This window comes from Kangiella geojedonensis (assembly GCF_000981765.1).
Taxonomy (GTDB): domain Bacteria; phylum Pseudomonadota; class Gammaproteobacteria; order Enterobacterales; family Kangiellaceae; genus Kangiella; species Kangiella geojedonensis.
Genome location: NZ_CP010975.1, coordinates 134171 through 145994 on the forward strand (window position 1 = coordinate 134171; position 11824 = coordinate 145994).

Here is an 11824-nt window from a genome sequence, read left to right on the forward strand (position 1 = left end):
CACTAGCGATGACGGCAAAACCTAACAATACATATCCGGTAGTTATAGTTGGTGGTGGAATGGCCGGCGCTAGCCTGTCTTTGGCATTAGCGCGACAAGGTATTGCTTGTGCGGTGTTTGAAGCTTATGCCGCTAACATGCCAAGCCAACCCAGCTTTGATGATCGCACCGTCGCTCTTTCAGCCGCGTCATTAAATATTCTGCGTAACCTTGGGGTCGGTGATGACTTTATGCGAGTTGCAGAGCCGATCAAACACATCCATGTTTCAGAGCAAAGCCATATAGGCTTTACTCGCCTCAAAGCAAAAGACCATGGTATGGAGCAGCTCGGTGCTGTCGTTGAAAACTGGCAGCTGGGTAAAGTGTTGCATAAAAACATCGAACAACAGGCGTTGATTGATTGGTTTGCACCGACCAAAGTACTTCAGCTGGAACAAGATAGCGACAAAGCGCAGTTAACCATTGAGACGTCTGATGGCGAAGTAACTGTCGAAGCATCTTTAGTGGTATTGGCGGATGGCGCACGCTCACCCTTACGCAACAGTCTTCACATTGAAAGTGATATTCGTGACTTTGGAACTTCTGCTATTGTTTGTAATGTCGCCACACAGCAAGCGCACCAAGGCTGTGCCTACGAACGGTTTACTGCCGATGGACCTTTGGCCATGTTGCCTTTGACTCATAATCGGATGGCTTTGGTTTGGTCAAAGCCTAATGATGAAGTGGAGTCCTATCTCGCTTTATCCGAGCAAGAGTTTGCGACAGCATTAGAAAATGATTTCGGAGCGCGCTTAGGACGCATCACTAAAGTCGGTAAGCGGTTCACTTTCCCGCTGATTCAACAGCAAGCGGAAACCTTATTTCGAGGGCGCTGTGTGGTGATCGGTAATGCTGCTCAGTCATTGCACCCGATCGCAGGTCAGGGTTTCAATCTGGGCTTGCGCGATATCGCTTATTTAAGCCAGTGTTTGGCAGCTGTTGAGGGTGATGATTATGGCGCTTATCAGGTATTAAGAGACTACGAACACAAGCGACATGCTGATAGAAGTAAAACCGTGTGGATTACGGAATCCCTAGCGCGGTTATTTGCTAATTCGTGGGCTCCGATGTCGATATCAAGAAATTTAATGCTGAAAGCGCTGGATATTATGCCAGTAGCAAAAGACTTTTTTGCACAGCAAGCCATGGGTTTTAACTTTCAAAACAGTAAGTTGGCAGCCAATGACGAATAAAATTATCGCTATTTTAGTGGCTGCTGTCATTGCATTATCTATTGTGGCTTATCAGTTGTGGCAGTCCGATGATACAACTGCTTTGCAGCCGGTTGAGCAGCGACAAAGTGAGCCTGCACGCACGGTTGATGTTACCGATAACCATGAAGAAGAAATACATGATAAGCAGCAAGAGCCACCGGCCGAGGTTGTCATTGAAGACAGTATGGGCCAAGTGACGGTAAAGACTGGTGACGATGAGCAAAAGCCTGATGAGGAATTGTGCCAATTGATTGATCATTATGACGACTGGTACCCCAAGGGCGATTCATACGAGTCGGACAAGTTTATGACGGAAGTCAAAACGTGGGCTTTCTCTCGTGGCTATTTTGAGACCGAGTATTCTCAGGGGAGTTTGGGCATCAAGAAGCAGTCAGATTATGATTACTACGACATTGACGATTTAGAAGAGATGGCTAAAGCTGGCGATTCTATGGCTAATGTTCGGTTAGCCTATCGTTTATACCTAAAGGGTGATTTAGAGAGTATGGCGCGGGCACAACCTTATTGCGATCGCGCGATCGCCGATGGATACACTGCGCTGGTAATGTGCAAATCGTCTTATATCACTACTCAGATTTATCAAGAGAAACGAAAGGACGATGATCAAGCGGATCCTGAAAGGCTCAAAGCATTAGAACTGGAATATTCCGCGTGGCAGAAAGTGTCGGGACGCTTAGGGGATGAGTTAGGCAGTAAGCTCACTGAACATATGTTGCCTGAATTAGAGCATGAGTTCGATCAGGAAACGATAGAGAAAAATACTGAAGCGTTGATTGATAACATCGAAAGCCAAAGACAGCAGTTAGGAATTAGTGAACGAAAATACCCCCCGATTCCAGAGTTATTGACTTATGTTTTGGAAAAAGGGGAAGATCCAATGACTGCCTTTAAAGCGTGTTTTGAGGAACAATAAGGAAATAAATGACGGTTTCAAGTAATCGACAAGTCACATTAGACTATGACGTCATCGTTGTTGGTGGTGGCATGGTGGGCTTGGCGCTAACGGCAAAGTTAGCGCAGCTGGATCTTCGGGTCGCGGTGATTGACCCTAAGCCTGTGGATCTTGAGTGGGAAAATGGGACGGTTGACTCACGCGTGAGCGCAATTACACGAGCCAGTCAGCGATTATTTCAAAGTATAGAGGCATGGCAGCTGATTGATGACCATGACAAGTCCGCTTATCAACGGATGTTTGTGTGGGATGGTGAGTCGTCCAGCGGCAAGATTGAGTTTGATGCGAATTTGATCGCCGAGCCTAATTTAGGGCATATCATCGAAAACCGTGTGTTAAGGCGTGCGTTATTTCAGTCAATTGAAAGAGAGCGTCATATCGATTGGCTGTGTCCTGAGAAGTGCCAGGCAGTTGATTACCAAGACAATTATGCAGAACTTACCTTAGCCTCAGGTAAGAGGATGAAGGCCTCGCTATTGGTTGCTGCCGATGGTGCTTTTTCATGGTTACGTAAAGCCAGCGACATTGGGCAAGAGCAAAACGCGTATGGACATAAAGCGATTGTATGTACCGTTAAAACAGAAAAGTCGCACCTGCAAACCGCTTGGCAGCGTTTCGATCACCACGGTCCCTTAGCGTTTTTACCCTTGCGTGATTCATCATTATGCTCGATTGTGTGGTCGGTAGATGAGTCTTTTGCCGAAGAGTTACTGTCTTTAGAGCGTTCAGCTTTTGCCAAGCGACTCACGCAAACTTTTGAATCAACCTTAGGTCAAGTTGAGGTACAGAGTACACCCGTTGCCTTTCCATTGTTTGAACGAACGGCGGATAGGATGGCACAGCATAGGCTAGCCTTAATCGGCGATGCTGCACACACGATTCATCCACTTGCAGGTCAAGGTGTGAATCTGGGTTTTTCAGATGCTTTGGCGTTAGCTAAGGCCATTGACGTGTCGCTGAAGAAGGGTGCTGATATTGGTTTAAAGCATCGATTGAGACCTTTTGAACGTGCCCGCAAGTCTGAAACTAAGGCAATGCAGTTGGCGATGCAGGGCTTTAAGCGATTGTTTGAGAAAGATATACCAGCGGTACAGATGGCACGAAGCTATGGTCTGGCCGTAACAGATAAACATCCTGTCCTTAAACAAAAGCTGATTCGCAAGGCGATGGGGCTTTGAACAAAGCACTCTATCTATAGAAATTGTCATAAAACTCTGCTTGAAATGACAAATGATAATAATTATCATTTGTGCATTACAATTCTACGGGAAACTCCCAGGATATTTTAAATGAAAACAATGAATAATTGGCTTGTGGCGCTAGCAGTTGGATCGGCATTAACACTGACTGCTTGTGATAACTCTGAGCAGGACAAACAAACTGCTGGTGAAGAGCAAAACGTTGCTGAGACAAAATCTCCAGCTGCTGAAAAGTCAGCCAATGAGCAAAAAGAGATCGTGGTCTACTCGTCACGCAAAGAACACTTGATCAAACCTTTCTTCGAGCAGTTTACGCAAGAAACGGGGATTCCAGTGGTTTACATTACCGATGGTGCTGCGCCATTGATCAGTCGGCTGAAAGCTGAGGGCGAGCGTTCACCAGCCGATATTTTGATGACGGTTGATGCCGGTAACTTATGGCAAGCGACTCAGGAAGACATCTTACAGCCGATTGAGTCTGACGTGCTTGAAAATAATATTCCAGAGAGTCTGCAAGATCCGAATAATGAGTGGTATGGCTTAACGGTTCGTGCGCGTACGATCGTTTATAGTAAAGATCGTGTAAACCCTGAGGAATTAACCACTTACGAAGCGCTGGGTGATGAACAGTGGAAAGGCCGTTTGTGCCTAAGAACTTCTAAGAAAGTTTACAATCAATCGCTGGTAGCCATGCTGATCGCACGTCATGGTGAAGAAAAAGCTCAGCAAATTGTTGAAGGTTGGGTCGGTAACTTAGCGACGGCTCCATTCTCGAACGATACTAAAGTGATGAATGCTATCGAAGCGGGTGCTTGTGACGTTGGTATTGTGAACACTTACTACTTCGGTCGTCTAGAAAAAGAGAACCCAGAGATTCCTCTAGCCTTATTCTGGCCTAACCAAGATACGTCAGGTGTACACGTGAATATTTCTGGTGCAGGCATTACGAAGCACTCTTCTAATGTCGAAAATGCAACAAAGCTGTTAGAATGGCTTTCAAGCGCTGAAGCGCAACAAATGTACGCGGGCCATAATATGGAATACCCTGCGAACTCAGAGATTAAACCTGTTCCAGAAGTGGAAGCTTGGGGAAGTTTTAAAGCCGACGATATCAACTTATCTAAAGCTGGTGAGCTTCAGCCACAAGCCGTCAAAGTGATGGATAGAGCAGGTTATAAATAAACCACGACTCATACAAAAAGTTTAGACTTGCTAAAAAAAGATACATTGAATTCAAGTACAACTGACGCCAGCGTTTACCGCTGGCGTCAGCGTATGGGCGCTTGGTTGCCGGCTGTATTATTATCAGCTGTCTTTGCTATTTGTATTATGCCCTTGATACCGCTGCTTGCGTCTTGGGGGCAGGTCGAGGGGGAGTTATGGTCGCATCTATGGCAAACGGAGTTACCGGAACTCTTCTCGAATACCTTAATTCTTATCGCTTTGGTCGGTTCGGCCAGTTTTATTCTTGGTGTTAGCCTAGCTTGGCTGGTCGTGATGTATGACTTCCCCGGCAGGAGTATTTTACAGTGGGGTTTGATGCTGCCTCTGGCCATTCCACCCTATATTTTAGCCTTTGTATTACTTGGCTTTACCGATTTTGGTGGTCCATTACAACAGTTTCTATTCTCTATAGGTCTAGGTATTGAATGGCTACCTGATATGCGTAACCCGTTGGGAGTAGGGTTGGTTTTTACCTTGTCGCTATACCCTTATGTGTACCTTCTGATGCGCAGTGCTTTACAGCGTAAAGGGCGCTCCAGTTATGAAAGTGCGCGAACCTTAGGTTACAGCAAAGCCGCGGCTTTTTGGCGCTTGGTTATACCGTTAACCCGACCAGCCTGGGTCGCCGGCTTGGCCTTAGTGCTGATGGAAACCTTGGCCGACTTTGGTGCGGTTAGTATCTTTAATTACAACACCTTCACTACAGCAGTCTATAAATCGTGGTATGGCTTCTACAGCCATGGCACCGCCGCCCAGCTGGCTTGCTTATTGCTATTGTTTGTCAGCATGGCGGTCATCGCGGAAAAGTGGGGGCGTGGTAAGGGGCGTTATGAACAATCTGGAGCAGCGCTGAAGCAGTATCGCCAACGGCTAACGGGTCTTTGGGGAGTTTTGGCGCAGGTTGGCGCATGGTCTGTGTTCGTTCTAGGCTTTATTTTACCCGTAACTCAGCTACTGTACTGGGTAGTTAGTAGTTTTGATCAGCACACAGAAGGAACCATTGATTTATTGCTCAATACCGTCTTGTTGGCAATATTGGCAGCAACGATTACCTTGCTCGTTGCCAGTATTATGGTGTGGGCTCAACGCCAAAAGCAAACCAAGTCGAGAAGCTTTATGATTGAATTCTCGCAGTTGGGCTATGCTATGCCCGGTACGGTTTTGGCGGTAGGCATCATGATGGCACTAAACGGTATTGATAGCTGGATCGCTGACATCATGGATGATCAAAGTCAGTGGCTGGCGACAGGTTTGTTCGCGCTATTGTTGGCTTACGTCATTCGCTTCTTAAGAATCGGCTATGGGCCATTAGCCAGTTCCATGGGCCAAATTAAGCCAAGCGTGGTTGAAACAGCCGGTATTCTCGGCGCGGGAAAGCGCGAGAGATTGTTCAGAGTTTATATACCATTACTACGGCCAGGCGTTTTTACTGCGCTCTTGTTGGTCTTTGTTGAAGTTATGAAAGAAATGCCAGCGACCCTGATATTGCGTACCTATGGCTGGGACACCTTAGCGGTACGGATCTACGAACTCAGCGCTGAAGGCCAGTGGGAACTGACCTCATTACCTGCGATTATGTTGGTCGCTGTGGGTGTTATTCCGGTCATTTTACTGATCAAAAAGAGTGATCTTTAGGAAGGTATTCGGAACAGTTCTCTAAATAGCCTATAGGCGGTTGCTGGTCTTTGTCATCGGTGTATGAGTAAGTCTTAATTTCTACTACCGCTGCTGATTTGGTTGGGTTGTGCTTAGTTGGCTTCCACTCCAGTGAGCGAAATTTCTTAGCATTAGCAAATAATTGTTGCTTATCTCCAAAGTGGTGAGGAACGGCCATTTCTTCGGTTTCACCATTCTGGTTGACTCCAATTAACATGGTGAAACATGACGGTGTAAATTTGAAGCCAGATGTAACTACATTCACCTGAACTTTGCCATTTTCTTGGCTAACTTGCTCCCACATAGGCTCCGACTTGGTGAGCTGACCATCTTGATAGTTAATGTATTGAATTTCAGAGCTCAGTTGTTTTTTTTCTATGAATGAGCTGCATGAAGCGATTGATACGAGTGCTGCTACTCCTAAAACTGTAATTTTCATGATTATTATTCCTTTGAGATTTGGACTGTCGAAACTAAACGCTGACAAAAGAAAAGTCAATCTAGAGGGTTGTTATACAGTTAGGTAATAAGGGAGGCGCTTTTACTGGTCTGACTCTCGCCTTTTGGGTTCTTTTGTCGCTAGAACCTCTGTATAATCATGCGCCATTATGACCACTCAATTGTTTAAGGATCGGTGTCGTTATGGGCAATAAAACACCTTTGTATCAGGCGCACGTTGACGCTGAAGCGCGCATTGTTGATTTCGGTGGCTGGGATATGCCGCTAAACTATGGTTCACAGATTGATGAGCATGCGGCGGTGCGCGAAGCCGCGGGTATGTTTGACGTGTCGCATATGACCATTGTTGAAATCAAAGGTAGCGACGCTAAGCCTTATTTGCAGTATTTATTGGCAAATGATGTGGCTAAGCTACAAGAGTCTGGTAAGGCGCTATATACTGGCATGTTAAACGAAGATGGCGGTGTAATTGACGATCTTATCGTTTATTACTTAAATGATGCCCACTATCGTGTGGTGGTTAATGCGGCGACTCGTGAGAAAGATTTAGCTTGGTTGGAGAATGTTGCGCAGCAGTTCGATGTGTCAGTTGAAGAACGTTCTGATTTAGCGATTATTGCTGTTCAAGGCCCAGAAGCGATTGAGAAAGCTCAGTCAGTGATGACAGATGAGCAAAAAGTAGCGGTAGCTAGTCTAAAACCTTTCGTTGCAGCTTATGCTGGCGACTTGTTCGTAGCGCGGACCGGTTACACGGGCGAGGACGGTTATGAGATTTTGGTTCCTGATAATAAAGCCATTGAATTGTGGAATGCTCTGTTAGAAGCTGGCGTTAAACCTTGTGGTTTGGCGGCACGAGACACCCTGCGCCTAGAAGCGGGCATGAACCTCTACGGTCATGATATGGATGAAACGGTTTCACCGCTAGAAGCTAATATGGGTTGGACCATTGCATGGGAACCAGAAGGCCGAGACTTTGTGGGGCGTAAAGCGCTGACAGAGCAGAAAGCTAACGGTATTCCGCGCAAGTTGATTGGTCTGGTACTTGATGGCAAAGGCATCATGCGCGAGGGCCAAGAGGTTGTTGTTAATGATCAAGTGGTTGGCGTCGTCACGTCTGGCACTATGTCTCCGACTACAGGCAAAAGCATCGCCATGGCACGTGTGCAACGTTCAGTGGATGCTGAAGAAGTCCTAGTACAGGTTCGTAAGAAGCAAATTCCAGCGAAAGTTGTGAAGCCAAGCTTCGTACGTAAAGGTAAGTCATTGATTTAGTGTAAGCTAAAGACGAACCCTAAAAGAGCTTAGTTGCCCGAGTATAAACGCTTGGGCAGCGTTTAACTTTGATATACAATACGATTAATTTTTGAACTGATAGATTACCCTGGCGGGTGGCTATAGAGGAAGAGACAATGAGCCAAATTCCAGCAGAATTAAAATATGTATCAAGCCATGAGTGGATCCGTGACGAAGGTGACGGCATCGTAACCGTTGGTATTACTGAGCACGCACAAGAGTTGCTTGGTGATGTGGTGTTTGTAGAAGCGCCAGAAGTGGATAGCGAAGTTGATGTAGAAGACGAAATCGCAGTGGTTGAGTCAGTTAAAGCTGCGTCAGACATCTACGCGCCATTAGCGGGCACAATCACTGAAGTGAATGAAGAGCTGGAAGATTCACCAGAATTGATTAACAGCGACCCTTACGGTGACGGCTGGATGTTTAAGATGAAGATTGATTCAGGTGATTTGGATTCGTTGCTATCGGCAGAAGAGTACGCTGAAGAAATCGCTGACGAATAAATTATTGGCTCATAGCTTCGTTAAATGCATCAATAACTCAGCTCGTTTAACCTAAAGTAAACGTCGCCTCGTTATTAACGCATTTGCCTTGCTCTGAACGCAATAATTGTTGGTGGGTTTTCCTAAATTTTTCAGAGTTGGAGCTAAATGCTTCAATTCTTTTGATTATAAGATGGGTTATCCGAGAGGTTTAACTCATTGATCACCAAGCGTAGGTGATAACTTTTAAGGGCCTCGAGTTGTTCGAGGCTTTTTCGATTAAACAGTTTATGCAGATCGGCATAATTGAAATTGATAGGTCGCGACCAGTATGACTGATAAAACAAGCTTGCAAGATTTACAGCAGTCGGATGATTTTATCCGCCGCCATTTAGGTCCTCGTGAAAACGAGATTCAGGAAATGCTCAGCGAGCTGGGCTTGTCGTCTTTGGACGACTTGGTGGAAAAGGCTGTTCCACACAAAATCCAGGTGAAGGAACCGATTGGCGTTGAGGCGTCGCGTTCTGAACGTGAAACACTGGATTATTTGCAGTCGCTTGCAGATGAAAATATTGTTGCTAAGTCATACATTGGCATGGGCTACTACGATACGGTGACGCCAGCAGTCATTCAGCGTAACGTTTTAGAAAACCCTGCGTGGTATACGGCTTATACGCCTTATCAGCCTGAGATTGCGCAAGGTCGTTTGGAAGCGATTTTGAACTTCCAGCAAATGACCATGGATTTGACGGGGATGGAACTCGCCAGCGCGTCATTGTTAGACGAAGCGACTGCTGCAGCTGAGGCAATGGGTTTAGCCAAGCGCTCTTCAAAGAATAAAAAGTGTAATACCTTCTTTGTTGACGAAAAAACATTCCCACAAACGATTGATGTTGTGAAAACTCGTGCAGAGCATTATGGTTGGGATTTAGTGATAGGGCCAATTGAAGAAGCTGCTGATCACGATGTTTTTGGTGCCTTATTGTCATACACCAACGTTCAGGGTGATATTACCGATCTAGAAAACATCATACAAAAACTACACGACAAGAAAGCGATTGCTTGTGTAGCTGCTGACATTATGAGCTTGGTGCTATTGAAATCACCAGGCGAGATGGGTGCCGATGTAGTGTTCGGATCGGCGCAGCGTTTTGGTGTTCCGATGGGCTTTGGTGGTCCACACGCAGCATTCTTTGCGACACGCGAATCATTCAAGCGTTCTTTACCGGGACGAATTATCGGTGTCTCAAAAGATACTCGCGGTAATAATGCAATGCGTATGGCGATGCAGACTCGTGAGCAGCACATTCGTCGCGAAAAAGCGACTTCCAATATTTGTACGGCACAGGTGTTATTAGCCAATATCGCGAGTTTCTACGCGGTGTATCATGGCAAAAAAGGCTTGACGACAATTGCTAACCGTATCAACCGTTATGCATCGATTGTCGCTTCAGCGGTGGTTAACTCTGGCATGGAAGTAGTCAATGATCATTGGTTCGATACGGTGACTTTCCGCGCTTCTGATGTCGAGGCCATTCAGGACCGTGCGAAAGAAGCACTTGTGAACCTACATTATGATGGTGACTTTATTAGCTTCTCCATTGATGAAGCAAAAAGCCAAGCCGACATTGAGCAGTTGATTGAAGTTATTACTGGTGCCGAGTCTGATGTGTTTGAATTGGATAGTGAAGCTACGTCATCAATTCCAGAACAACTAGTTCGAGAGTCGGACTTCTTAACGCACCCAACATTTAACGACTACTATTCTGAAACGGATATGCTGCGTTACATCAAGCGTTTGGAAACCAAAGACTTTTCATTAGTACACGGCATGATCCCTCTAGGTTCGTGCACCATGAAATTGAATGCTACTAGCGAAATGATGCCAGTCACTTGGCCTAAGTTCGCTTGCATCCACCCGTTTGCGCCTGAAGATCAAACCTACGGTTACCTCAAAATGATCAAGGAGCTCGAAGCGGACTTAGTGGAAATTACCGGCTATGACTTTGTATCCATGCAGCCGAACTCCGGTGCACAGGGTGAATACGCAGGTCTAATTGCGATTAAGAAGTATCACGAAAGCCAAGGTGAAGGCCACCGCAACATTTGTTTGATTCCTAGCTCTGCGCATGGCACCAACCCAGCGTCAGCACAGATGGCCGGTATGAAAGTGGTCATTACTAAGTGCGATGAGAACGGCAATGTTGATGTGGACGATCTGAAAGCCAAAGCTGAAGAGATGAAGGACAACTTAGCGGCACTGATGGTGACCTATCCTTCGACACACGGCGTTTACGAAGAAGAAATTAAAGATATCTGTGACATCATCCATGAAAACGGCGGCCAGGTTTATATGGATGGCGCCAACATGAATGCACAGGTAGGAATTTCTCGTCCGGGTGACATCGGTTCAGACGTATCACATTTGAATTTACACAAAACCTTCGCCATTCCACATGGTGGTGGTGGTCCTGGTATGGGCCCGATTGGCGTTAAGTCTCACTTAGCACCGTTTGTGTCTGGTCACTCTGTGCGTAAAGTGCATAGTGTTGAAGCGCGTGACAATGCTGTATCTGCAGCACCTTATGGTAGCGGCATGATTCTTCCGATTTCTTGGGCCTACATTAAAATGTTAGGCCAAGTTGGCCTGCGTCGTTCGACAGAAGTCGCGTTATTGAATGCTAACTATTTGAAAAACAAACTGTCAGCTCATTACCCAGTGTTATATGTGGGCCGTAACGACAAGGTGGCGCATGAGTGCATCATTGATCTGCGTGACATCAAAAATGAAACAGGTATTAGCGAAGTCGACTTTGCTAAGCGCTTGATGGATTATGGTTTCCACGCGCCGACTATGAGTTTCCCAGTAGCGGGAACCTTCATGATTGAGCCGACGGAAAGTGAATCTAAGTACGAGTTGGATCGCTTTGTCGATGCAATGATCCGCATCCGTCAGGAAGTGGAAAAGGTGGCAAGTGGTGAGTGGGATAAAGATAATAACCCACTGGTCAATGCTCCTCACACACAGGCCGACTTGCGTGACTGGGATAAACCTTACTCAATTTCAGAAGCGGTTTATCCATCAGAAGCAACCATTCTCAGCAAGTTCTGGCCAACAACAAATCGTATTGATGATGTTTTTGGCGACAGAAATCTGATGTGTAGTTGCCCAGCCACAGAAACTTACGCGGAATAAAGTTTTTTCGAACTGAGTACTTGACTTGAAAAGCCAGCGTTAGCTGGCTTTTTTTATAGGGCTGAGGTATAAATGGATCTTTTGGCTTG

General features: G+C 46.0%; 9 protein-coding genes. 8 read left to right on the plus strand and 1 reads right to left on the minus strand.

The features are described from left to right. Window positions 1-8: 8 nt before the first annotated feature. From ubiH to TQ33_RS00640, 5 genes are all read left to right on the plus strand, one after another. Window positions 9-1232 carry a 2-octaprenyl-6-methoxyphenyl hydroxylase gene (ubiH, locus tag TQ33_RS00620; protein WP_046560345.1) on the plus strand — a complete coding sequence of 408 codons (1224 nt, stop codon included), beginning with the start codon at window positions 9-11 and terminating at the stop codon, window positions 1230-1232. Then, a complete protein-coding gene (locus TQ33_RS00625) occupies window positions 1222-2187 on the plus strand; it encodes a hypothetical protein (protein ID WP_046560346.1) in 966 nt (321 codons plus the stop codon). The genes ubiH and TQ33_RS00625 overlap by 11 nt, the downstream gene beginning before the upstream one ends. An 8-nt stretch (window positions 2188-2195) precedes the next feature. Further along, window positions 2196-3404 carry a UbiH/UbiF/VisC/COQ6 family ubiquinone biosynthesis hydroxylase gene (locus TQ33_RS00630; RefSeq protein WP_046560347.1) on the plus strand — a complete coding sequence of 403 codons (1209 nt, stop codon included), beginning with the start codon at window positions 2196-2198 and terminating at the stop codon, window positions 3402-3404. Between the two features lie 111 nt (window positions 3405-3515). Beyond that, entirely contained in the window at window positions 3516-4607 is a 1092-nt protein-coding gene (locus tag TQ33_RS00635) for a Fe(3+) ABC transporter substrate-binding protein (protein ID WP_228640262.1), read from the plus strand. Between the two features lie 45 nt (window positions 4608-4652). Continuing rightward, the gene (locus tag TQ33_RS00640; protein WP_046562198.1) at window positions 4653-6284 is read left to right on the plus strand and encodes an ABC transporter permease; all 1632 of its coding nucleotides are present in this window, start codon (window positions 4653-4655) and stop codon (window positions 6282-6284) included. Here TQ33_RS00640 and TQ33_RS00645 read toward each other — a convergent pair. Continuing rightward, window positions 6265-6744 carry a hypothetical protein gene (locus TQ33_RS00645; RefSeq protein ID WP_046560348.1) on the minus strand — a complete coding sequence of 160 codons (480 nt, stop codon included), beginning with the start codon at window positions 6742-6744 and terminating at the stop codon, window positions 6265-6267. The genes TQ33_RS00640 and TQ33_RS00645 overlap by 20 nt on opposite strands. 203 nt (window positions 6745-6947) lie before the next feature. Here TQ33_RS00645 and gcvT point away from each other — a divergent pair, with 203 nt between their 5' ends. The 3 genes from gcvT to gcvP all read left to right on the plus strand — a co-directional run bounded on the left by gcvT (window position 6948) and on the right by gcvP (window position 11735). Next, a complete protein-coding gene (gene gcvT / locus TQ33_RS00650) occupies window positions 6948-8036 on the plus strand; it encodes a glycine cleavage system aminomethyltransferase GcvT (protein WP_046560349.1) in 1089 nt (362 codons plus the stop codon). A gap of 137 nt (window positions 8037-8173) precedes the next feature. Continuing rightward, entirely contained in the window at window positions 8174-8560 is a 387-nt protein-coding gene (gene gcvH, locus TQ33_RS00655; RefSeq protein ID WP_046560350.1) for a glycine cleavage system protein GcvH, read from the plus strand. A gap of 310 nt (window positions 8561-8870) precedes the next feature. Next, window positions 8871-11735 carry an aminomethyl-transferring glycine dehydrogenase gene (gcvP, locus tag TQ33_RS00660; RefSeq protein WP_046560351.1) on the plus strand — a complete coding sequence of 955 codons (2865 nt, stop codon included), beginning with the start codon at window positions 8871-8873 and terminating at the stop codon, window positions 11733-11735. The last annotated feature ends 89 nt before the right edge of the window (window positions 11736-11824 follow it).